The organism is Streptomyces sp. NPDC002564, from assembly GCF_042889645.1.
Lineage (GTDB): Bacteria > Actinomycetota > Actinomycetes > Streptomycetales > Streptomycetaceae > Streptomyces.
This window is the reverse complement of sequence record NZ_JBIARE010000002.1, coordinates 982,258-1,003,175: the sequence shown is the minus strand read 5'-3', so window position 1 is coordinate 1,003,175 and position 20,918 is coordinate 982,258. Positions and strand designations below refer to the sequence as shown.

21 protein-coding genes are annotated in these 20,918 nt (G+C 73.9%); 11 read left to right on the top strand and 10 right to left on the bottom strand.

What is annotated here, in order from left to right:
• Positions 1–46: 46 nt before the first annotated feature.
• A complete protein-coding gene (locus ACFYXE_RS10665; RefSeq protein WP_389311051.1) occupies positions 47–1,468 on the top strand; it encodes a purine-cytosine permease family protein in 1,422 nt (473 codons plus the stop codon).
• Between the two features lie 100 nt (positions 1,469–1,568).
• A complete protein-coding gene (locus tag ACFYXE_RS10660) occupies positions 1,569–3,233 on the top strand; it encodes an amidohydrolase (protein ID WP_389311049.1) in 1,665 nt (554 codons plus the stop codon).
• A 36-nt stretch (positions 3,234–3,269) separates the two neighbouring features.
• On the opposite strand, the gene ACFYXE_RS10655 is transcribed toward ACFYXE_RS10660, so the two are convergent.
• The gene (locus tag ACFYXE_RS10655) at positions 3,270–4,199 is read right to left on the bottom strand and encodes a LysR family transcriptional regulator (RefSeq protein WP_389311047.1); all 930 of its coding nucleotides are present in this window, start codon (positions 4,197–4,199) and stop codon (positions 3,270–3,272) included.
• A 166-nt stretch (positions 4,200–4,365) separates the two neighbouring features.
• On the opposite strand from ACFYXE_RS10655, the gene ACFYXE_RS10650 reads away from it, so the two are divergent.
• Entirely contained in the window at positions 4,366–5,637 is a 1,272-nt protein-coding gene (locus ACFYXE_RS10650; protein WP_389311045.1) for an MFS transporter, read from the top strand.
• Positions 5,638–5,767: 130 nt separating this feature from the next.
• Here the strand turns inward: ACFYXE_RS10650 and ACFYXE_RS10645 are convergent, their stop codons facing one another.
• Entirely contained in the window at positions 5,768–6,001 is a 234-nt protein-coding gene (locus ACFYXE_RS10645) for a hypothetical protein (protein ID WP_361169769.1), read from the bottom strand.
• A gap of 31 nt (positions 6,002–6,032) precedes the next feature.
• On the bottom strand, positions 6,033–6,725 hold the full coding sequence (locus ACFYXE_RS10640) for a TNT domain-containing protein (RefSeq protein WP_389311043.1): 693 nt from the start codon (positions 6,723–6,725) through the stop codon (positions 6,033–6,035).
• 286 nt (positions 6,726–7,011) lie between these two features.
• Between ACFYXE_RS10640 and ACFYXE_RS10635 the strand changes: the two genes are divergently transcribed.
• Positions 7,012–8,247 (top strand): lactonase family protein, encoded by a 1,236-nt coding sequence (locus ACFYXE_RS10635; protein ID WP_389311041.1) that lies wholly within the window; start codon positions 7,012–7,014, stop codon positions 8,245–8,247.
• A 28-nt stretch (positions 8,248–8,275) separates the two neighbouring features.
• On the opposite strand, the gene ACFYXE_RS10630 is transcribed toward ACFYXE_RS10635, so the two are convergent.
• Both ACFYXE_RS10630 and ACFYXE_RS10625 read right to left on the bottom strand, forming a co-directional pair.
• Positions 8,276–8,797 (bottom strand): dihydrofolate reductase, encoded by a 522-nt coding sequence (locus ACFYXE_RS10630; protein ID WP_361169778.1) that lies wholly within the window; start codon positions 8,795–8,797, stop codon positions 8,276–8,278.
• Positions 8,794–9,591: a thymidylate synthase gene (locus ACFYXE_RS10625; RefSeq protein ID WP_389311039.1), complete on the bottom strand. Its 798-nt coding sequence runs from the start codon at positions 9,589–9,591 to the stop codon at positions 8,794–8,796. The genes ACFYXE_RS10630 and ACFYXE_RS10625 overlap by 4 nt, the downstream gene beginning before the upstream one ends.
• A gap of 128 nt (positions 9,592–9,719) precedes the next feature.
• Between ACFYXE_RS10625 and ACFYXE_RS10620 the strand changes: the two genes are divergently transcribed.
• Positions 9,720–10,526 (top strand): inositol monophosphatase family protein, encoded by an 807-nt coding sequence (locus tag ACFYXE_RS10620; RefSeq protein ID WP_389311037.1) that lies wholly within the window; start codon positions 9,720–9,722, stop codon positions 10,524–10,526.
• 21 nt (positions 10,527–10,547) lie between these two features.
• Here the strand turns inward: ACFYXE_RS10620 and ACFYXE_RS10615 are convergent, their stop codons facing one another.
• The gene (locus tag ACFYXE_RS10615) at positions 10,548–11,120 is read right to left on the bottom strand and encodes an isochorismatase family protein (protein ID WP_389311426.1); all 573 of its coding nucleotides are present in this window, start codon (positions 11,118–11,120) and stop codon (positions 10,548–10,550) included.
• Between the two features lie 96 nt (positions 11,121–11,216).
• Between ACFYXE_RS10615 and ACFYXE_RS10610 the strand changes: the two genes are divergently transcribed.
• Positions 11,217–11,504 carry a YkvA family protein gene (locus ACFYXE_RS10610; RefSeq protein ID WP_389311035.1) on the top strand — a complete coding sequence of 96 codons (288 nt, stop codon included), beginning with the start codon at positions 11,217–11,219 and terminating at the stop codon, positions 11,502–11,504.
• Here the strand turns inward: ACFYXE_RS10610 and ACFYXE_RS10605 are convergent.
• The 3 genes from ACFYXE_RS10605 to ACFYXE_RS10595 all read right to left on the bottom strand — a co-directional run bounded on the left by ACFYXE_RS10605 (position 11,469) and on the right by ACFYXE_RS10595 (position 14,058).
• Positions 11,469–12,182 carry a DUF2470 domain-containing protein gene (locus tag ACFYXE_RS10605; RefSeq protein ID WP_389311033.1) on the bottom strand — a complete coding sequence of 238 codons (714 nt, stop codon included), beginning with the start codon at positions 12,180–12,182 and terminating at the stop codon, positions 11,469–11,471. The two genes, ACFYXE_RS10610 and ACFYXE_RS10605, sit on opposite strands and share 36 nt — an antisense overlap.
• A gap of 134 nt (positions 12,183–12,316) precedes the next feature.
• Positions 12,317–12,973: an MBL fold metallo-hydrolase gene (locus ACFYXE_RS10600; RefSeq protein WP_389311031.1), complete on the bottom strand. Its 657-nt coding sequence runs from the start codon at positions 12,971–12,973 to the stop codon at positions 12,317–12,319.
• Entirely contained in the window at positions 12,973–14,058 is a 1,086-nt protein-coding gene (locus ACFYXE_RS10595) for an S-(hydroxymethyl)mycothiol dehydrogenase (protein ID WP_389311029.1), read from the bottom strand. Before ACFYXE_RS10595 ends, ACFYXE_RS10600 begins: the two co-directional genes overlap by 1 nt.
• Positions 14,059–14,258: 200 nt before the next feature.
• Between ACFYXE_RS10595 and ACFYXE_RS10590 the strand changes: the two genes are divergently transcribed.
• The 4 genes from ACFYXE_RS10590 to ACFYXE_RS10575 all read left to right on the top strand — a co-directional run bounded on the left by ACFYXE_RS10590 (position 14,259) and on the right by ACFYXE_RS10575 (position 18,368).
• A complete protein-coding gene (locus tag ACFYXE_RS10590; protein ID WP_389311027.1) occupies positions 14,259–15,035 on the top strand; it encodes an ABC transporter permease in 777 nt (258 codons plus the stop codon).
• 10 nt (positions 15,036–15,045) lie between these two features.
• On the top strand, positions 15,046–15,534 hold the full coding sequence (locus ACFYXE_RS10585; RefSeq protein ID WP_361169798.1) for a glutathione peroxidase: 489 nt from the start codon (positions 15,046–15,048) through the stop codon (positions 15,532–15,534).
• 595 nt (positions 15,535–16,129) lie between these two features.
• Positions 16,130–17,332 (top strand): D-alanyl-D-alanine carboxypeptidase family protein, encoded by a 1,203-nt coding sequence (locus tag ACFYXE_RS10580; protein ID WP_389311025.1) that lies wholly within the window; start codon positions 16,130–16,132, stop codon positions 17,330–17,332.
• A 22-nt stretch (positions 17,333–17,354) separates the two neighbouring features.
• Positions 17,355–18,368, top strand: a complete 1,014-nt coding sequence (locus tag ACFYXE_RS10575; RefSeq protein ID WP_389311024.1) for a Gfo/Idh/MocA family protein — start codon at positions 17,355–17,357, stop codon at positions 18,366–18,368.
• 109 nt (positions 18,369–18,477) lie between these two features.
• Here the strand turns inward: ACFYXE_RS10575 and ACFYXE_RS10570 are convergent, their stop codons facing one another.
• Positions 18,478–18,891, bottom strand: a complete 414-nt coding sequence (locus tag ACFYXE_RS10570) for an SsgA family sporulation/cell division regulator (protein WP_361169807.1) — start codon at positions 18,889–18,891, stop codon at positions 18,478–18,480.
• A 228-nt stretch (positions 18,892–19,119) separates the two neighbouring features.
• Here ACFYXE_RS10570 and ACFYXE_RS10565 point away from each other — a divergent pair, with 228 nt between their 5' ends.
• Entirely contained in the window at positions 19,120–20,910 is a 1,791-nt protein-coding gene (locus ACFYXE_RS10565) for a sigma factor (RefSeq protein ID WP_389311023.1), read from the top strand.
• The last annotated feature ends 8 nt before the right edge of the window (positions 20,911–20,918 follow it).

Here is a 20,918-nt window from a genome sequence, read left to right as displayed (position 1 = left end):
CATAGAACGGCATTCAAACTCTGGATGCCGGAGAGCGAGGTCCCGCATGGCGCAACAAGCCCCGGTGTCCGCCGGGATGGGCACGGGAGTCACCAGCGACGAGGTGTTCCGGGTCGAGACACACGGCATCGACCCGATTCCCCCTGCGGACCGGCACGGCAGCGCCAAGGACCTGTTCTGGCTCTGGTTCGGCTCCAACCTGACCTTCACGTACGTCATCAACGGCGCCCTGGCCGTCTCCTTCGGCCTCACCTTCTGGCAGGCCGTGACCGTGGTCGTCATCGGCGGCCTGTCGTTCCTCGTCATCAGCGCGGCCGGCCTCAGCGGCGTGCGGACCGGGACCGCGACCCTGGTCATCTCCCGGGCCGCCTTCGGCATGCGCGGAAACTTCCCGGCCGGGCTGCTCAACTGGGTCGTGTCGATCGGCTACACCGTCGTCAACACCGTGGTGGGCACGCTCGCCCTGGAAGCCCTCTTCGCCGACCTGGGCCTCGGCGGCGGGAACACGGCCCGCGCCCTGGCCCTCACGGTGACGCTCGCCATGACCTTCGCGGTCGCCATGTGGGGACACGCCACGGTGCAGCTCGCCGAGCGGTGGATGGCGTACGTCCTGGCGGCGGGCTTCGGCGTCCTGCTGCTCCTGCTCCTGCCGGGCGCCGATGTCGGCGGGGCAGGTTCCGGCGGCGGGGCGGGGCTCTCCGGGTGGACGCTCGCCTTCGTCGTGACGCTGGCCGGGCCCTTCTCCTACCTGCCGATGCCCGCCGACTACACGCGCTACCTGCCGCCCGACACCTCGCTGCGCTCGATCACCGTCGCGGGCGCGCTCGGCGGCTTCGTCTCGTCCGTGGCGCTCGGCGTCGCCGGGGTCGCCGCCGCGAGCCAGGCGGACATGACCGACGCGGTCGCCGGGGTGGAGGAGCTCCTGCCCGGCTGGTTCCAACCGGTCTTCCTGCTCCTCGTGCTCGGCGGCTCGGTCACCAACTCGATCCTCACGCTCTACTCCTCCAGCCTGAACCTCCAGGTCCTCGGCATCCCCTGGAGCCGCGCCAAGGCCATCGTCATCAGCGTCGTGGTGACGGCGCTCGGCTCCCTGGGCGCGCTGTTCCTGACGGACTTCACCGAGTCGCTGCTCAGCTTCCTGTCCCTGCTCATCATCGTGTTCGCGCCGTGGGGCGGGGTGTTCCTCGCCGACATGCTGCTGCGCCGCTGCCGCTATGACACGCACGCCCTGCACACGCCGGGGCGCGAGGGGGCGTACTGGTACCGCGCCGGCTTCCATCCCGCCGGGATGGCCGCGCTCGCCACCGGCATGCTCTTCGCCGCCCTGACCTGCGACTCCGAGCTCTGGACCGGCCCGCTGGTGGCGCCGCTCGGCGGCGGTGACCTCACCCTGCTCGGCTCGGTCGTCTCCGGGCTCACCTACGGGGCGCTGGCCCGCCGCACGGTCGGCGCGCCCGTCGCCGCGTGAACGGCACCTCCCGGCCCGGCCACGCCGTTCGCACCACCCGCACTACTAGCGCCACCCGCACTACTCGCGCCACCCGTACCACCTCAGGAGTTCACCCCACATGCCCCGCACCACCCCCTCCCCCGCCGATCTCGTCCTGCGCGACGCCCGCATCCACACCGTCGACCCGGAGCTGCCCACCGCCCAGGCGCTCGCCGTCCGCGACGGGCGCATCCTCTGGCTCGGCCCCGACGCCGAGGCCGACCGGTGGACGGGCCCGGACACCCGCGTGATCGACGGACGCGGACGGCTCGTGCTGCCCGGATTCATCGACGCCCACAACCACGTCCGGCTCGGCTCCGACGACGCCTGCGTCCAACTCGCCGGCGTCCGCACCCTCGGCGAGATCCACGACCGGATCCGCGCCTGGCACGCCGCGCACCCCGACGCCGAGTGGATCGAGGCGGAGGCCTTCGACTACTCCGCTATCCCCGACGGCCGCATGCCCCGCGCCGCGGACCTCGACGCGGCCACCGGGGACACCCCGGCCTTCGTGCTCAGCTACGACGTGCACACCGCCTGGCTCAACACGGCCGCGCTGCGCCGCCTCGGCATCGACCGCGACCACACGCTGCTGCCGTTCGGCCGCGCCGAGACCGACCCGGCCACCGGCGAGCCCACCGGGTTCGTCAAGGACTTCGCGATCCGGGGCCTGAGCCGCGACGGGCACCGTGCGCTGCGCGACCTCGGCGTGCCGTGGGCCTCGCAGGACCGGCAGTACGGGCGCCTGGCCAAGAGCCTGGACGACGCGATCGGCTTCGGCATCACCACGGTCGTCGAGCCGCAGAACTCCCTGGACGACCTGGAGCTCTTCGAGCGCGCCCGCGCCGAGGGGCGGCTGCGATCGCGGATCGTCGCCGCGCTCTTCCACCCGCGCGGCACCACGGACGCCGACCTGGACGACTTCGCCGACGCTGCGGTGCGCTGCGCCGACGAGCGCCTGCGGGTCGGCCCGCTGAAGCTGTACATCGACGACGTCGTCGAGCCGCGGACGGCTGCGCTCCTGGAGCCGTACACCGGCTGCGGGCGGCACCGCGGCGACACGTTCTACCCCGCCGAGGAGTTCGCGGCGCTCCTGGCGAAGCTGGACGCGCGGGGATTCCAGTGCTTCGTGCACGCCACGGGCGACCGGGGCATCCGCACGGTCCTGGACGCCGTCGCGCACGCCCGCTCGGTGAACGGGCCGCGCGACGCCCGCCACCAGGTCGTCCACGTCGAGTGCCTGGACCCGGACGACACCCCGCGCTTCGCGGAGCTCGGCGTCGTCGCCTGCATGCAGCCCCGGCACTGCGCGCCGGAGATCGCGGGCCCCGGCAAGGACTGGGCGGAGAACATCGGCGCCGACCGCTGGCACAAGGCGTGGCCGATGCGCAGCCTGCACGCGGCGGGCGCGGTGCTCGCGCTCTCCAGCGACTGGAACGTGGCCGAGATGGACCCGATGGCGGGCATCTACACCGCCGTCACCCGGCGGCCGCTCGGCGGCGGCGCGCCCTGGCAGCCCGAGGAGACGCTGGACGTCGAGACCGCGGTGCACGGGTACACGATGGGATCGGCGTACGCGAACTTCCTGGAGGACGAGCGCGGTTCGCTGACGGTGGGCAAGCTGGCCGACTTCGTCGTGCTGTCGCGGGACATCCTGCGCGTACGCCCGGAGGAGATCCCGGGCACGGTCGCCGAGGTGGTCGTGGTGGGCGGCGAGACGGTCGTCGACCGGCCGCGGGGCTGAGGTCCGGGGCGGCCGGGCCGACACCGGCCCGGCCGCTCAGTCGGCCCAGGCCGGCGTCCAGGTCGCGCCGTCGTCCGCACCGGTCCGGGCGTCGGCGAGATGGTCGCGGAGCGTGCCGAGCGCGGGGTGCGGGTTGTCGGCGCGCCAGATCAGCGAGTGCGGGTAGACCGGCACCGGGTCGCGCAGCGCGATGCGCCGCAGGTCGTCGTCGGCGGGCCAGACCAGCCGGGTCCGCTCGCCGACCAGGGTGGCGAGGCTCCCGGTGTGGGCGATGGTGTCGAGGAGCGGCTCGGTGCCGAAGTCGGGCCCGGTCGCCTCGATGGTCATCCCGAACGCGTCGGCGAGCGCGTCGTAGTAGGCGGCCCACTCGGTTCCGGTGACGATGCCGGGCATCCAGATCCGGTGCCCGGCGAGCTCCGCGGGGGCGACCGAGCGGGCTCCGGCGAGCGCGTGGCCGGGGCCGGTGAGCAGCTGGATCGGCTCGTCGTGGACCCGCACCGCCTCGATGCCGTCGGGCAGCTCGCGGGGCGGGCGGGTGACGGCGCGGAACGCCGCGTCGATCGTGCCGGAGCGCACGGCGGCGATGGCCGCGTCGGCGTCGAAGAGCGTCACGACGTCGAGCGGGGTGTCGGGGTGCGCGCGGCGGAAGTCCCGGAGCAGGCCGGCCGGCGCGAGTCTGCGGCCGATCACGTCGACGCGCAGCGCCCGGCTGCCGGGCCGCACCGAGGCGGCGGCGCGCTCCGCGGCCGCGAGCAGGTCCCGGGCGTGCGGCAGGAACGCCTGCCCGTCGACGGTGGGCCGCACGCCGCGGGCGCTGCGGGTGAAGAGCCGTACCGCGAGCTCCTTCTCGAGACCGGCGATGCGCTTGGAGACGGCCTGCTGGGTGAGGGACAGCTCGGCGGCGGCGCCCTGGAACTGCCCCGCGTCGGCGGCGGCGACGAAGGCCCGCACGGCGTCGAGATCCATGTCCGTCACCCTAGACGGGCGCCGTGGGCGGACCGGCCCGGGTGTCACAACCGCTGGTTGTACCTGGACGGCAGGGCGGTTGTTTGCCCGGAGGGGCGGTGACTCGCTTGGATGTCCCCGGACGGCGCGAGGCCGTCCGACGGGATGTGCGGGGAGTACGCGAGGCATGGCGGGCAGGCAGTCGCTCGGGCGGCGTTTCGGGTGGCTGTGGGCGGCGTACGCGGTGAGTACGTTCGGCACACGGCTCGCCTTCGACGCGTTCCCGCTGATCGCGATCCTGGCGCTGGACGCCGGGACGACGCAGGTGGCGCTTCTCGCGGCCGCCGGTCTCGCGGTGGGCGCGGTGGCGGCGGTGCCGCTCGGCCCGTGGGTGGAGTTCCGGCGCAAGCGGCCGGTGATGGTGACCATGGACCTGTTGCGCTGCGCCGTGCTGCTGACCGTCCCGGCGGCCTACGCGCTGGACCTGCTCAGCTTCGGGCAGCTGCTCGTCGTGTCGGTCGTCGTGGCCGCGGCGGACATCACGTTCACCGCGGCGAGCGGCGCCTACCTCAAGTCGCTCGTTGCTCCGGAACACCTGCTGGTCGCGAACGGACGGTTCGAGTCGACGCTCTGGACGGCCACCATGCTCGGACCGCCGCTCGGCGGCGCCGCCATCGGGATGTTCGGCCCCGTGATGACGGTGCTCGCCGACGCGGTCAGCTATCTGCTCTCCGCCGTGGGCATCAAGGCGATCGGCGGCAAGGAGCCCGCTCCGGCGCGGACCGCCGACGCGGCGGCGGCGCCGCGCGCCGGGCTGCGCGCGGCCGAGGTGCTCGACGGCTGGCGGTTCATCCTTCGCGACCCGGCGATGCGGCCGCTGTTCTTCAACACGGTGCTGGTCAACGGCCTGATCATGGCGGCGGCGCCGCCGCTCGCCGTGCTCATGCTGGGCCCGCTCCACTTCGCCCCCTGGCAGTACGGCCTCGCCTTCGCGCTGCCGTGCCTGGGCGGCCTCATCGGGTCGCGGCTGGCGCGGCCGCTCGTCGCGCGCTTCGGGCAGCGCCCGGTCCTGCTGTCGGTGGGCGCGCTGCGCGTGTGCTGGCCCGTGGGGCTCGCCTTCGTGGGCCCCGGTGTTCCCGGGCTCGTGCTCGTCATGGGGCTGGAGTTCGTCCTCATCACGTGCATGGGCGTCTTCAGCCCGGTGATGGCCACCTACCGCCTGGAGCGCACACCGGCGGACCGGGTCGTCCGCACGCTCTCCGCCTGGTCGGTGACCGGTAAGGGCACCACCGCGGCCATGACCGCCGCGTGGGGGCTGCTCGCCGGGGCGACGGGCGCCCGCCCGGCGATCGCGGCCGCCGGCGTCCTCATGCTCGCGACGCCTCTCCTGCTGCCCTGGCGCGACCGCGCACCCCTGGCACGGAAGCCGCAGCAGTCGACCGGCGCACCCACGGGCTAGCCGGGCGGGCCGGTGGCGGGGCCTGTCTCGACCTCAGGTTCAGGGTGAGGTCGAGGGTCGATCTCAGGTGTACGTCGACCCCGGCCGGCCGCGCCGCCGCGCGGGCCCGCGGACATCGCGGAGGCACCCCCTAGGTCAGCTGGTGCAGCAGGTGGGCGCACGCCGTGGCCTCGTCCGTGTGCCGGGCGAGCGGGTGGCGGGTGCCCCGCTCGTAGATGCCGACCTCCCAGGCCCCGTCCCCGGTCGCGCGGAGATAGACGAAGTCGGGCGGCGTCGGGGTGGGCTCGTGGACCCCCTCGATCCAGTAGTAGCCGTCGGCGACGTGGGCGGCGCGCAGAGTCGCCGCCGCTTCTCGGACGTCCACGAGAACCCTGTCCCTCCTGCTCCGCGCGGCGCTAGTCGTTCGCGGGCTCCAGATAGCCGTGGTCGAGCAGCCATTTCACGTTCAGCCGCTGCCCCTCGCCCGGGTTCAGGAAGACCGGGTCCAGCTTGATCTGCTGACCACCGCCGGGCTGCTCGAACCAGGGCGCGATGGCGCCCTGCCAGACGCGGAACGGCTTGCTCACCTCGTAGCCGCGGTAGTCGCAGGCGAATCCGGCCTCGCGGGTGTTGAGGTTCTGCGGGGGCAGCGCGCGCCGGGCGTACGAGTCCCCGGCGGGTGCGAGGTAGCCGCCGAACTCCGAGCCGAAGCGGTCCAGCTCCTCGCCCTGCTCCAGGAGCTCGGGATGCTTGTCGACCTTGCCGTCGACGGTGGCGAAGCCGTCGTCGGGCGGATACTTCCAGCCGCCGGTGCCCGCGGGGCCGTCCCAGTACTTCTTCAGGAACGCGTCCGGCGACAGCTTGCCCGTGCGCTTCCAGTTCTTCAGGAGGGGCCCGACGGGGCGCTGCCACTTCTTCGGCAGCCACTTCGGGCCGAGACGGCTGTCGCCGTGGAACTCCCCCGTGCACGGCTCGTGCGCCGCGGCGGCCACCGGGGGCGCGGGCGCGGCGGACGTCGTGGCGCTCGCGGCGGGCGCGGCCGCCAGGGCACCGGCGACGCCGAGCGTGGCCAGGACGGTACGTATTCGGATGCCACGGCTGTGGTCCACTCGGCAGCTCCTCCTGCGGCTACGTGCGGTCGGCGCTCTGCGTGCTGCCGGCACGCCGGACGGGGCGCCACCGACAGCTCGCACACCGTATCGGAGCGGTGGCTCTGAGTGGTCAACTCTCCATGGGGCGCACCCTTGTTGGCGCGATATCGGCTCTCCCGGCGGGGCGCCGGGGCCGGATCCGTGCCCCTCGCGGCGCGCCGTCGGACGGACCTCTTGTCCCCCGGCTCGGGTACCGGGCACTGTTGCTGCCACATCCGTCACCCCCGACACATGAGGTGCAGCCATGAAGAGCGGATCAGGGTCGGCCACGGGGTCCGGGGGCGGCCCGGGGCGTCGGCGGTTCCTCGGTGCCCTGGTGGGGGCGGCCGCCGCGGGGACGGTGTCCGCCGCTTCGGCCTGCGCCTCGTCGGGCCCGCCGGATCGGGCGGCGCCTACTCCCGTACGCCGCAACTCCGCGTCGCCCGCGTCCCGCCGCCCGCGCGGCTCGGGGCGGCTGTTCCTGGGGACGTACACCTCGCAGCAGGGCGGCGGCCCGGGCATCGGCCTGGCGACGTACGACGACGCGACGGGCCGGATCACGGGGACCGGCACGATCACCGGCGTCCCCGACCCGTCCTACCTGGCCCTGCACCCCTCCGGACGGACGCTCTACGCCGTCGACGAGCGGGAGCGGGGCGGGGTGACCGCCGTCGCGCTGTCCGACTCGGGCGGGCACGAGGTCCTCGGGACCCGCGACACCGGCGGGGCCGGCCCCTGTCACCTGTCGGTGCATCCGGGCGGGCGCTGGCTGCTCAGCGCGAACTACTCGTCCGGCAGCGTGGCGGTCCACCCCATCACGGCGTCGGGTGCGCTGGGTGAACGGACGGACCTGGTCTCCCATGCCGAGCCGCCGCCCGGCCCCGGCCAGGACGGACCGCACGCGCACCAGATCGTGACGAGCCCGGACGGCCGCCACGTCCTGGCCGTCGACCTCGGCAACGACACCGTGTACACGTACCGCCTCGACGAGAAGGCGGGCCGGCTCACCCGGGTCTCGTACGCGACCCTGCGGCCGGGCGCGGGCCCGCGCCATCTGGCCTTCCACCCCTCGGGGCGCTTCGCGTACCTGGCGAACGAGCTCGACGACACGGTGGTCGTCTGTGCGTACGACCCGGCCACCGGGCGCCTCACCCCGGGCGCGCCGCAGTCGACGGGCGCCGAGGGGGGCACGAACTATCCGGCCCAGCTCGTGGTGACGCGCGAGGGGCGCTTCGCGTTCCTCGCCAACCGCGGGCACAACAGCGTCGCGCGGTACGCGGTCGAGGGGGACGGCGCCCGGCTGCGGCTCCTGGACACGGTGTCCGTCGGCGGGGACTTCCCCCGGCACCTGGCCCTGTCCCCGTCGGGGCGGCTGTTGTTCACGGCGAACCAGAAGTCGAACGACGTGAGCGTCTTCCAGGTCGACGGTGACAGCGGAGCACTGCGCCCTGCGGGCACACCGTTCGCGGCGCCGATCGCGGTGTGCGCGCTGCCGGTCTAGCGGGCGGCCCGGACGGCGGGCCGCCGGTTCAGCGTGTGTAGCCGCGGATGCGGTAGCGCAGTCCGGTCGTGGAGACCTGCCAGCCGCTGTCGTCGGCGACCTGCCACTCCTCGCCGCGTGTGGGGGCGTAGGTGTCGCCCGTCACCGGCGAGTCGACCTCGGTCACCGAGAGATGGGTGGCGTGCTCCAGGGCGGCGCGGTAGATCTCCCCGCCGCCCATCACCCAGACCGACGGGGTGGACGACGGCTCGTGGGGCGCGCCTGCGGCGTCCGGTTCGGCCGCGAGCCGGAGCGCCTCGGCGATGGACCCGGCGCGCACGGCGCCCTCGGCGCTCCACTCCGGAGCGCGCGTCACGACGATGTTGCGCCGGCCGGGCAGCGGGCGGAACCGCGCGGGGAGCGAGTCCCACGTGCGGCGGCCCATCACCACGGGGTGGCCGAGGGTGGTCGCCTTGAAGTGCGCCATGTCCTCCGGCAGCCGCCACGGAATGCCGTTGTCCGCGCCGATCACGCCGTCGACGGTCTGCGCCCAGATGAGGCCGACGTTCATACGGCGACCGGGGCCTTGATGCGCGGGTGGTGCTTGTAGTCGATGAGCTCCACGTCCTCGTACGCGTACGAGAAGAGCGAGTCCGCCTTGCGCAGGCGCAGCTCGGGGAACGCGTACGGGTGGCGGGTGAGCTGCTCGGTCACCTGGTCGACGTGGTTGTCGTAGATGTGGCAGTCGCCGCCGGTCCAGATGAAGTCGCCCGGTTCGAGGCCGGTCTGCTGCGCGACCATGTGCGTGAGCAGGGCGTAGCTGGCGATGTTGAACGGGACGCCGAGGAAGAGGTCCGCGCTGCGCTGGTAGAGCTGGCAGGAGAGCTTGCCGTCGGCGACGTAGAACTGGAAGAACGCGTGGCACGGCGCGAGCGCCATCTTGGACAGCTCGGCGACGTTCCAGGCGGAGACGATCATCCGGCGGGAGTCCGGGTCGCGGCGCAGGGTGTCGAGCACCTCGGCGAGCTGGTCGATGTGGCCGCCGTCCGGGGTGGGCCAGCTGCGCCACTGGACGCCGTAGACCGGGCCGAGCTCGCCGTTCTCGTCGGCCCACTCGTCCCAGATGGTGACGCCGTTCTCCTTCAGCCAGCCGACGTTCGAGTCGCCGCGCAGGAACCACAGCAGCTCGTACACGATGGACTTCAGGTGCACCTTCTTGGTGGTGACCAACGGGAACCCCTGCGCGAGGTCGTAGCGCAGTTGGTGCCCGAAGACACTTCGGGTGCCGGTGCCCGTGCGGTCGGCCTTGGCCGTCCCGGAGGTGAGCACTTTTTGCAACAGGTCTTCGTACTGGGTGTCCGCCACAGGCGTCGAGTCTACTGGTCCGCGCAGGTGCCCCGAGCCAGGCATATGTCCTGATCAGCCCCTTCCTGATCACCCTTGCCGATCATCCTCTTCCCCTGTGGCCCGCCCGCCCCGATAGCCTGCCCGGTGTGATCGACACATCAGCGCGCTCCCCTGACGCCGACGCCAGTGACACCGATGTCGCCGTGGCCGCCGCGGCCGCCGGCGCGGAGGTCGTGCGCACCCTGTACGGGCAGCGGCTCGCCCGCATCGACAAGGGCGGCGGAGACTTCGCCACCGAAGCCGATGTCGCGGCCGAGAAGGCGATCCTGGCGGTGCTCAGGGCCGCGAGGCCCGGGGACGCGGTGCTCGGCGAGGAGGGCGGACAGCACGGCGACGCCGCCACCGCGCGCCAGTGGCTGGTCGACCCCCTGTGCGGCACCCTCAACTACGCCGTCGGCTCCCGGCTGGTCGCGGTCAACGTCACCCTGCGGGGCGGAGCCGCGGCGGTGGCCGATCCCTTCGGCGGCGAGATCTTCCACACCGACGGCGTGACGGCCCGGGTGCGCGCGGGCGGGGTCGACACCCTGCTGGCGCCGACGCCCGGCACCGGCCTCGTGGACGTCAACCTGGATCCGCCGTTCCCGAGCGCGCCCGGCTTCCGGGGCGTGGACCTGCTGGCCCATCCCGGGTTCGTCGCGCGGTTCCGCCCTCGGGTGGTGTCCACGACGCTCGCCTTGGCCTGGGTCGCGGCCGGAAAGCGCGCCGCGTACGTCACCGACGGCGGCGATCTCTCCAGCAGCGTGCACTTCGCCGCCGGAATCGCGCTGTGCCGCGCGGCCGGGTGCGTGGTGACCGGCGTGGACGGCGGTCCGGTCGGGCCCGGGGGCCGGGGACTCGTGGCGGCGGCCGACGCCGGGACCCACGACCTGCTCATGTCGATGATCCGCGGCTGAACCGGCAGGGACGACGGGGCGCTACGGCTTGGTGAAGTCCAGCGTGGCCGCGCGCGCGATGATCTCCACCTCGTCGCCGAGGGACCACTCCGCGACGCGTGAGACCGTCGCCGCGGGCACCATGTCGCTGATTCCCTCCGCGGGCGGGATGTCGTACGTGGCGTGCGCGTCGTGCGGCAGGACGACGCGGAAGCCGAGGTCCAGGGCGCTGGCCGCCGTCGCCCTGACGCACATCTCCGACATCACCCCGCAGAGGGCGAGTTCCTGCACCCCGGCGTCGCGCAGGAGGTCTTCCAGCGGCGAGTCCTCGAAGCCGTCGTCGACGGTCTTGTGCAGGACCGGCTCGCCGCGGTGGGTGTCGGCGGGCAGGTGGAGCTCCCAGCCGGGGGTGCCCTTCTCGTCGTCGGCGCCGGGCCCGCCGTCGTTCTGGAGGTGGACGACGAGGGCGCCGCTCTCGCGGGCGCGGGCCAGCAGGTCCTCGACCCGTTCGAGGAGCGGCGCGGCCTGCGGGACCGGGTTCGCGCCGGTGACGAAGGCGGCCTGCAGGTCGACGAGGATCAGGGCTTGCACGGGCGCGACGGGCCGGGGGGACACGGGGGACGGGGCGGACGGCGGGGACTTCGGCTGCTGGGTCACTCGATCATCATGCCTGCGAGACGCGGGGCCGCCACGTGATTAACGTACGGGGGTATGAGCACGGATCTGACCGTACTCCTCGTCGTCGCCGCCGTATTGGCCGCCGCGACGCTGGCCGGCGCCGTCGTCCTGCTGGTGCGGCTCGTCCGGACGCGCCGCGCCCTGCGCAGAGCCGGACTTCCCGTCGAGCGGCAGTGGGTGTTCTGGGGCGCGATCGCCTATCTGATACTGCCCGCGGACCTGTTGCCCGATCCCATCTATCTCGACGACATCGGGGTGTTGCTGCTGGCCCTGCGGTCGATGCGGTCAGCCACCGACGGGACGTCCGCGCCGCGTGGCTGAGAGGCGGGCCTTCATCAGGAGCGCGTGCATGCACTCCGTCACCTGCGTGACGTCCTCGACCGGTTGGTGGAAGGGGAGTCGGACGTCGGCCTGGCCGCGGGCGCGCTCCAGACGCAGGGAGATCCCGTGCCGGTCGAGGGCGAGCGGGCGTACCCGCACGACACCCTGGAGGCTGTCCGGGCTGATGAGGCGGGTGAGCTGCTCGACGGCGTCCGGGTGGGAGTCGGCGAGGTGGGTGAGCAGCCGCGACTCCGCCTCGGCGAGCGGGTCGGGCACGGTGAGGGCCAGTTCGTCGAGCTCGATGCCCTGGCGTTCGCCGTTGGAGTCGTGCAGGACGGCGCAGGTCGGCTCGAAGACGAGGTGCTCGCCGTCGTACGCGAGTGAGCCGGACAGCCAGAGCCGTGCGCGGATCCGGTCCCGCAGCGGCACCGGCGCGACGTCGGCGAACTCGACCAGGGTGGACGGTTCGCCGCGGGGCGCGCAGATGAGGGCGGCGGCGAGCGCGCTGTCGTCGGGCGGCGACAGGCGGATGCCGCCGTCCTCGGTGACGCTGTGGGCGCCCACGAGTTCGTCCCTGCCGACCTCCGTGGTCACCGCGCAGGACCATGCGGTGGCGAGCACCGAACGGGCCCGTGCCGCCGCTGTGGGCACGGTCGTGCTGCTGTGACGGACACCCATCCTCAACCTCCATTAGGTAAGCCTTGCCTAACTTATCGGAGATTGCGGGGCGGGGCCAGTACGCGTCATGGCCCCGCGCGGCGAACCACGCGGGGCCATGAGACGTACGCCGGCTGACGCAGCCGGGGGGGGTGTCAGTGCCCCCTGGCGATCCACTCCTCCAGGTGCGGCGCTTCGGCGCCGACCGTGGTGCTGTCGCCGTGCCCGGTGCGCACCACCGTCTCGGGCGGCAGCGTCAGCAGGCGCTCCTTGATGGACTCCACGATGGTCGGGAAGTCGCTGAAGGAACGGCCCGTCGCGCCCGGGCCGCCGGCGAAGAGCGTGTCGCCGGTGAAGACCGTGCCGAGTCCCGGGGCGTGCAGGCTGACCGCGCCGTGGCAGTGCCCCGGCGTGTGCAGCACCTTCAGGACCGTGCCCGCGACGGTCAGTTCCTGCCCGTCGGAGAGCTCGCCGTCCGGCGCGCGGTCGGGGTGGGTCTGCTTCCACAGCTCCGTGTCCGCCGGGTGCAGCAGGATCGGCGCGCCCGTGCGGGCGGCGAGCGCCGGGGCCGCGTCGATGTGGTCGTCGTGGGCGTGCGTGCAGACGATCGCGACGAGGCGCCGCTCCCCCACCGCGTCGGCGATGGCGTCCGCGTCGTGCGCGGCGTCGATGACGACGCACTCGCTGTCGTCGCCGACGATCCAGACGTTGTTGTCGACGTCCCAGGTGCCGCCGTCCAGGGAGAACGTCCCGGACGTGACGAGGTGGTCGACGCGCGCTCCGGGCGCGCCCGTGGTGTTCCCGGCCGCCATCAGAGCATCACCACCGAACGCAGGACGTCACCGTGGTGCATGCGCTCGAACGCCTTCTCCACGTCCTCCAGGGCGATGGTCTCCGTGACGAAGGAGTCCAGGTCCAGACGCCCCTGCTGGTAGAGGTCGACGAGCATCGGGAAGTCGCGGGACGGCAGGCAGTCGCCGTACCAGCTGGACTTGAGCGCGCCGCCGCGGCCGAAGACGTCGAGCAGCGGCAGCTCGATCTTCATCTCGGGGGTCGGGACGCCGACGAGGACGACGGTGCCGGCCAGGTCGCGGGCGTAGAAGGCCTGCTCGTACGTCTCCGGGCGGCCGACCGCCTCGATGACGACGTCGGCGCCGTTGCCGTCGGTCAGCTCGCGGATGGCGGCGACGGGGTCGGCGGAGCGGGAGTTGACCGTGTGCGTGGCGCCGAGGTTCTTCGCCGTCACCAGCTTCTGGTCGTCGATGTCGACGGCGATGACGCGCGCGGCGCCCGCGAGCCGGGCGCCGACCACCGCGGCGTTGCCGACGCCGCCGCAGCCGATGACCGCGACCGAGTCGCCCCGGCCCACGTTGCCCGTGTTGATGGCGGCGCCGATGCCCGCCATCACGCCGCAGCCCAGCAGCCCGACCGCGGCGGGCGAGGCGGCCGGGTCGACCTTGGTGCACTGCCCGGCGGCGACGAGCGTCTTCTCGGCGAAGGCGCCGATGCCGAGCGCGGGCGTCAGCTCGGTGCCGTCGGCCAGGGTCATCTTCTGCTTCGCGTTGTGCGTGTCGAAGCAGTACTGGGGGCGGCCGCGCCGGCACGCGCGACACTGCCCGCACACCGCGCGCCAGTTCAGGACCACGAAGTCGCCGACCGCGACCTCGCTCACGCCCTCACCGACGGACTCGACGACACCGGCCGCCTCGTGTCCGAGCAGGAAGGGGAAGTCGTCGTTGATGCCGCCCTCGCGGTAGTGCAGGTCGGTGTGGCAGACCCCGCACGCCTGGATCTTGACCACGGCTTCTCCGGGGCCCGGATCCGGGACGGTGATCGTCTCGATCCGTACCGGCTCGCCCTTCGCGCGTGCGATCACGCCCTGCACCTGCTGCGCCATGACTTCAGCCTCTCTTTCTCTCCACGTCTTACCCGTCACATCGTTACAGGTCGAGCGCCCCGACACAGCAGGTCCCCCGCCCGGCACGACCGGAACGGCCACCCGCCTGCCCCCTGCGGCCCGCCCCGAACCCGCCCGCGCTCCCCCACGGGTCCCCGGTCGCCCCCGGCGACACCGCACACCCGATCTAGGGTGACCCCGTGCGCACCCTCGCCGCCCAGGCCCTGCTGCCGGTCGACACGGCCCTCGCCGTCGCCTTGCTCGTGCTGCTGCTGGTGGCCGCCGCGGCGGCAGCCGCCTTCCGGCTCGCCCCCGACGGCACGCGCGGCCGGGCCCGCGAGATCCTGGTCGCCGGGGTGCGGGCGGCCGCCCAACTGGCCGTCGTCTCCCTCGCCATCGGCTGGGTCGTCCACCGGACCGCGGCCCTGTTCGTCTTCCTCCTCCTCATGGTCGCGGTGGCGTCCCGCACCGCGGGCCGGCGCATCACGCCGAACGGCACCTGGTGGTGGGCGGCACTGCCGATCGCGGGGCCCGTCGTGCCGGTGGTGACCGGCCTGACCCTCGCGGGCCTGCTTCCCGTGCGCGGCATCGCGATGATTCCCGTGACGGGCATCCTGATCGGCGGCGCGCTCACCGCGACGGTGCTCGCGGGCCGCCGCGCCCTGGACGAACTGCACACCCGGTTCGGCGAGTTCGAGGCCGGGATCGCGCTGGGTCTCGCCGACCACGAGGCCCGCCTGGAGGTCATCCGCCCGGCCGCCTCCGACGCGCTCCTACCCGGCCTCGACCAGACCCGTACGGTGGGCCTGGTCACGCTGCCCGGCGCGTTCGTCGGCATGCTCCTGGGCGGCGCGTCCCCCGTGCTCGCCGGGGCGGTGCAGCTCTTCGTGCTGATCGCCCTGATGGCGGTCCAGACGATCGCCGTGGCCGCCACCGTCGAGCTGGTCGCCCGCGGCCTGCTGCACCGCGGGGCGTAGGCTCGCGGCCATGTCTGTCTACGAAGAAGAAATCGGCGCCCTGCAGGGTGGCACCGCCGACCTGCGCCAGTACGAGGGCAAGGCCGTGCTGGTCGTCAACGTCGCCTCCAAGTGCGGCCTCACCCCGCAGTACGCGGGCCTGGAGCGGCTCCACGAGCAGTACGCGGCGCGCGGCTTCAGCGTGCTCGGCGTGCCGTGCAACCAGTTCATGGGCCAGGAGCCCGGCACGTCCGAGGAGATCGCGGAGTTCTGCTCGGCGACGTACGGCGTGACCTTCCCGATGACGGAGAAGGTCGACGTCAACGGCGCGGACCGGCACCCGCTGTACGCCCGGCTGGTCGACACGGCGGACGCCGAGGGCCACACGGGTGACATCCGCTGGAACTTCGAGAAGTTCCTGGTCGACCCGTCGGGCAAGGTCGTGGCCCGCTTCTCCCCGCAGACCGAGCCGGACTCCCCCGAGCTGGTCGCGGCCGTCGAGGAGCACCTTCCGGCCTGAGCCACGCGAGGCCCTGCCGCCCGGCGCCGAAGGTTGACGTGCGCCGGGCGGCGGTGCGGTCCCGCCCGCGCCGGGGCCCTTCGGGGTCCGAGCGGTCGGCGTACGGCTGTGCGCCGACGGGAAACGCCGGTTCTGGGGGGAGTTCGCAGCCGGAGGGCGCTCCGGGGCACGGAGCACCGCTTGCGGGCGACGGGAAGCGGAGAAAGCGAAGTGGGGCCCGGACGGCGGGACTTGGATGACCGCGGAGAGGCCGACATGCGCATCGGCGGGACCCATCCGTCACGGCCACGGGAGCGGAGGACGCTCACAGGCCGCCGCCTCGACCGACCATCGGGACGCGATCGCCGTAACCGACCCCCGGGCACTTGCTGGCCCACCTCCGCCCGCCGCCGCGCACCAGCGCCCTACCGGGACGAGGCCCGCGGCCTCTACTGAGGCGGCGTCAGCCGGTGGGCGGCGGGCCACCGTCGCGCCGGTTCGGCCGCGCCCGCCCGTCCGGCTCCGCCCGTCCGCGGACACCCCGGCCGGAGCAGCGATACCTCCAGCCGGGCCAAGCCGATCTGCGGACTCCGGGCAGCGCTCCTACGGTGGCTGAATGGTCATCAGGTACCTTTCGCGCTCCTCCTCCGTACGCACCGCGACGCTCACGCTCGGTGCCCTGGTCCTCCTGTCCTCGCCGGTCTCGGCCACCGAAGTGCCCGCCGAACCGGCGCCGCCGCCGGCCGTCCCCGCGTACTCCTCCGCCCTCCTGGACCGGCCGGGCACGCAGGTCAGGCCCGGCCCCGGCGCGCCGGGGCTGCCGGGCGGCGTGTCCGCCCTCGCCTGGGTGGTGGCCGACGCCCGGACGGGCGAAGTGCTCGCCGCGCGGAACGCGCACCGGCCGCTGCCGCCCGCCTCGACCCTGAAGTCGCTCTTCGCCCTGGCGACGCTCCCGCACCTGGACGCCGGGCAGCGGCACGTCGTCGCCGGCCACGAGCTGGCCCGGGTCGGCGAGGGCAGCAGCATGGTGGGGGTCGCGGAGGGCCGCGCCTACCGGGTCGCCGACCTGTGGCGGGGCGTCTTCCTCAGCTCGGGCAACGACGCCGTGCACGTCCTCGCCGGGCTCAACGGCGGCCTGCGCAAGACCGTCGAGCAGATGCGCGCGAAGGCCCGCGAGCTGGGCGCCCGTGACACCCACGTGGTCTCCCCCGACGGCTACGACGCCGCCGGTCAGGTCTCCTCGGCGTACGACCTCGCGGTCTTCGGCAAGGCGGGGCTGGCCGACCCCGAGTTCGCCCGCTACTGCGCGACGCGCGTCGCCCAGTTCCCGGCGGGCGGCTGGTCGTACCCGATCCAGAACACCAACCGGCTGCTGACCGGCGCCGACGGCGTGGCGCCCTACCCGGGCCTGCTCGGTGTGAAGAACGGCTACACCAGCCACGCGGGCTCCACCCTGATCAGTGCGGCGGAGCGCGGCGGGCGCACGCTCGTCGTGACGGTGATGAACCCTCAGGCGGGCGGCGGACGCGCCGTGTACGAGGAGACGCGGTCCCTGCTCGACTGGGGCTTCGCGGCGGCCGGGAAGGTGCGTCCGGTGGGCTCCCTGATGCCGCCTCCGAAGGCGGCGAAGACGGCGCCCGGTCCTGCGCACGCGGCCGGGCAGGCGGCGCTCGACGTGGCACCGGACGACTCCGCCTGGCCCGCCGTGCTGATGGTGGTGGCGGGCGTCCTCGTGCTGCTCGCGGGCTGTGTGGTGGTGCTCAGACGACGGGCGGTTACGGTGGCCCGACGCACGCGCGCGGGTGGCGCCGTCGAGTGACCGGGCACGGGGAGGCCGTCGGGTGAGCGAACTGCTGGGGGTGGCCGTGCTCGGCGCGGGCCACATGGGCGCCGACCATGTGCGGCGGATCGGCTCCGCCGTGGGCGGGGCCCGGGTGGTGGCGATCGCGGACCCCGACACCGCGCGGGCCGAGGCCGCGGTGGCGGGGCGCGCCGGAGTGTCCGTGCACCGCTCGGCAGTGGCCGCCGTGGACGCTCCCGGGGTGGGCGCGGTCCTGGTCGCGTCGCCGGAGGCGGCACACGAGGAGGCCGTGCTCGCGGCCGTCGCGCGCGGCCTCCCCGTACTCTGCGAGAAGCCGCTGGCGCCCGACTCGGCGGCGGCCCTCCGCGTGGTCGGGGCGGAGGCGCGGCTGGGGCGCCGGCTGGTCCAGGTGGGTTTCATGCGCCGGTACGACACCGAGTACGCGGCGCTGAAGGCCCTCCTCGACAGCGGGCGCCTGGGCCGCCCCCTGCTCCTGCACTGCCGCCACCGCAACGTTTCGTCGCCCCCGCACTTCACGTCCTCGATGCTCATCAGCAGCTCCGTGTCCCACGAGATCGACGCCGCGCGGTGGCTGCTCGAGCAGGAGATCACGGCGGTGACGGTGATGCGGCCGACCCCGTCGGCACACGCCCCGCGGGGGCTGCTCGATCCGCAGCTCGTGCTCTTCGAGACGTCCGGGGGCGTCGTCGTCGACGTGGAGGTCTTCGTCAATTCCGGGGTCGGCTACGAGGTGCGGTGCGAGGCGGTCTGCGAGCGCGGCGGCGCCGGTCTCGGCGCGGCGCACTCCCTGCTGGTCCGGTCGGCGGGCCGCGCCGAGGAGGAACTGCCGCAGGACTACCTGGTGCGGTTCGCGGACGCGTACGACCGGGAGGTGCGGGCCTGGATGGCCGCCGCACGGGAGGGCCGGGCCACGGGGCCGAGCGCGTGGGACGGGTACGCGACGACGGCCGTCGCCGAGGCCGGCGTCGCGGCTCTGCGCACCGGAACCCGCGTCACGGTGGAGATGGCCGAGCGGCCCGCCCTCTACGGCTAAGCCTCATCGCCGCCTTCTAGGGCTGCCCCTCATCGCCGCCCTTAGGGCTGACCCTCATCGCCGCCCTCCAGGGATGAGCCTCAGGGCCGTCCGCCAGGAATGATCGCTCTCAGACGCCGCCGAGGAGCCGCGAAAGACCTTGGTCGAGTTCAAGGCTCTCCTCCTCGCCGCCCGCGGGCACCACGGCGTACGACCGCACCAGGAAGCGCCGCAGGACGATGCGGTCGAACTGCACCATCGCCACCCCCTGGTGGGAGTGGAACTCCAGCACGGTGCGGGCCCGACCGCACGGCCAGATATGGACGTCACCACCGCCCGCCGGGGCACCGAGCCCCTCCTCCAGGAGCTGCCGCGCGAAGATCCAGGTGACCTCGACCCCGTCGAGCGACGCCTCGGAGGGGAACACCATCTGGACCGCCAGGGGGTCGTTCGTCGAGTAGCGCAGGACCACGGGCAGAGCACGCTCGCGGCCCTCGGGCGTGACGAGGCGGGCGCGTGCGGGCTGTTCGACGGTGACGGCCATGGTCGGGCTCCACTTCTGGTGTTCCGGTTCTCGGCGTTCCGGTTCTCGGCATTCCGGTTCCGGAGACTCCTGTGCCCTTTCGACCCCTCGACAAGGGGTCTCATTACGCCAAGACGCCAAAAGATCCATGTGACCTATGCCACTCCGCTTTCATAAGTCGGACTTTTCTCGCCTAGAGTTCCAAACTCGTCCGAACCACCCGCAGTGGGAACGGGAGAGTGTCCTGCCATGTCCGACGTCCCTGCCGACGTCCCCTCCGGCACAGCCGCCGGGCCCGCCTCCGGGGTGCCCGCCCCGGCGGCCGGGCCGTCCGTCCCACCCGCCCGCGCGACCGCCACGGGCGACTACACGCGCGTCTTCGCGGAGCAGCAGCCACGCCTCGTGGCCTACGCGCGCTCCCTCACCGGCCATGCCTGGGTCGCCGACGACCTGGTCGCCGAGGCGCACTTCCGGGTCTGGCGGCGGCTGTCCGCCGGGCACGAGATCGAGAACGTGCCCGCGTACCTGATGACGACCGTGCGCCACCTCGCGGCGACGGTCGGCCGCGGTCCCGCCGGGCGGGAGACACCGCACGACCCCCAGGCCCCCGAGGGCGTCTGGGGCACCGCCAGCGGGGAGTCGCCGTTCGGCCCCGGTGGCGAGGAGCAGGACCCCGCCGCCAGGATCTCCTCCGTCGACCTGCTGACCCGTGTGCTCGGCCAGCTGCCGGAACGCTGGGTGAAGGCCTTGTGGCTGGCGGAGGCCGAGGGACAGCCGCTGGAGACGGTCGGGCGGCGCATCGGCGCGGGGCGCGGCGCCACGGCCGTCCTGCTGCACCGGGCCCGCGAGGGCATGCGCCAGGCGTTCCTGCGCGCCCACCCCGGCACGCCCGCGGATCCCGCCTGCGAGACGCACTGGGACCGCATGCCCGGGCACATCCGGGGCGAGGCCTCGCCCCGCCGGTCCGACCGGCTCCTGGCCCACCTCGACACCTGCGAGGACTGCCGGGCGCGGCTCGCCCTGCTGAGCCGCGCCAACGACCGGCTCCCCGCGCTCACGGGACCCGCCTTGCTGATCTTCGCGATCGGCGGCCCGGGCGCTCATCTCCTGGCCTCGGCCGCCGGTACCGCGTCCGCGGGTGCCCCGGGCCACGCGGGCGGTCCGGCGCACGGCATCCGGCACGTGATCACGGGCGGCGGCAAGGTGTCCGTCGCCGCGGCCGGGGCGGTCGGCACGGCCGCGGCGGGAGCCGCCGTCGCGGCGGCGCTCGTCCTCGGCGGTTCGGGCCAGCCCGCCGCGGTACCGCCACAGCGCGTCGCGGCGGTGGAGAGCGCTGCGCCACAACCGTCGGCCCCGCCCTGGCAGGCCGCTCCGGAGCCGGACGGCGCGGGAGAGGCACGTGGGGCCGGGGACTCGGTTGTCGGCTCGGGGCACTCTGGTGACCACCCGAACGATCCGAGTGGCCCGAATGTCCCTAGTGACCCAAGTGACCCGAGTGACACGAATGGCCCAAGGGGTACGGGGGACTCGGGTGCGGCGGCGGGAAAGGCGCCTGACTCGGGTGGGACATCGAAGCCCCCACGGGCGGCGGGCGAGGGGGCGGACGGCCAGGCACCCTCCGTACGACCGACCGAGCCACCGCAGACCACGGCGGAGCCGCAGGCCGCGGGACAGCCGGGGACCCCTGCGCCGACCGCTTCGGAGGGCGCGACCGGCCCGGCCCCTGCACCTCCCGTCGCACCGTCCGTCGCACCGCCCCCGACACGGACCCCGACCGATCCGGCCACCCCAGCACAGCCACCCGCTCCCACCCCTACACCCACCCCTACGCCCACCCCCACACCGACCGACCCCGCGCCCACGCGGCCGACCCCGGTCGACCCGACGCCCGTCCCTCCCACCCCGACCGACCCCACGCCCGTCGCCCCCACGCCCGTCGACCCCACGCCCGTCGACCCCGCCCCGACGGACCCGCCGTCCCCCGAACCGCCCGTCTGCGAACCCTGGATCGGGCCGATCCTCCTCTGCCACACCTCATGACCTCCCGC

What these genes read in the sequence shown, in the direction of transcription:
- ACFYXE_RS10595 (WP_389311029.1), bottom strand. Translation starts at nt 14,058, where the DNA reads ATGGCGCAGCAGGTGCAGGGCGTGATCGCACGCGCGAAGGGCGAGCCG.
- ACFYXE_RS10655 (WP_389311047.1), bottom strand. Translation starts at nt 4,199, where the DNA reads ATGGATCTCGACGCCGTGCGGGCCTTCGTCGCCGCCGCCGACGCGGGG.
- ACFYXE_RS10650 (WP_389311045.1), top strand. Translation starts at nt 4,366, where the DNA reads ATGGCGGGCAGGCAGTCGCTCGGGCGGCGTTTCGGGTGGCTGTGGGCG.
- ACFYXE_RS10605 (WP_389311033.1), bottom strand. Translation starts at nt 12,182, where the DNA reads ATGGGTGTCCGTCACAGCAGCACGACCGTGCCCACAGCGGCGGCACGG.
- ACFYXE_RS10580 (WP_389311025.1), top strand. Translation starts at nt 16,130, where the DNA reads ATGGTCATCAGGTACCTTTCGCGCTCCTCCTCCGTACGCACCGCGACG.
- ACFYXE_RS10600 (WP_389311031.1), bottom strand. Translation starts at nt 12,973, where the DNA reads ATGGCGGCCGGGAACACCACGGGCGCGCCCGGAGCGCGCGTCGACCAC.
- ACFYXE_RS10665 (WP_389311051.1), top strand. Translation starts at nt 47, where the DNA reads ATGGCGCAACAAGCCCCGGTGTCCGCCGGGATGGGCACGGGAGTCACC.
- ACFYXE_RS10630 (WP_361169778.1), bottom strand. Translation starts at nt 8,797, where the DNA reads ATGAACGTCGGCCTCATCTGGGCGCAGACCGTCGACGGCGTGATCGGC.
- ACFYXE_RS10570 (WP_361169807.1), bottom strand. Translation starts at nt 18,891, where the DNA reads ATGGCCGTCACCGTCGAACAGCCCGCACGCGCCCGCCTCGTCACGCCC.
- ACFYXE_RS10635 (WP_389311041.1), top strand. Translation starts at nt 7,012, where the DNA reads ATGAAGAGCGGATCAGGGTCGGCCACGGGGTCCGGGGGCGGCCCGGGG.
- ACFYXE_RS10610 (WP_389311035.1), top strand. Translation starts at nt 11,217, where the DNA reads ATGAGCACGGATCTGACCGTACTCCTCGTCGTCGCCGCCGTATTGGCC.
- ACFYXE_RS10565 (WP_389311023.1), top strand. Translation starts at nt 19,120, where the DNA reads ATGTCCGACGTCCCTGCCGACGTCCCCTCCGGCACAGCCGCCGGGCCC.
- ACFYXE_RS10585 (WP_361169798.1), top strand. Translation starts at nt 15,046, where the DNA reads ATGTCTGTCTACGAAGAAGAAATCGGCGCCCTGCAGGGTGGCACCGCC.
- ACFYXE_RS10660 (WP_389311049.1), top strand. Translation starts at nt 1,569, where the DNA reads ATGCCCCGCACCACCCCCTCCCCCGCCGATCTCGTCCTGCGCGACGCC.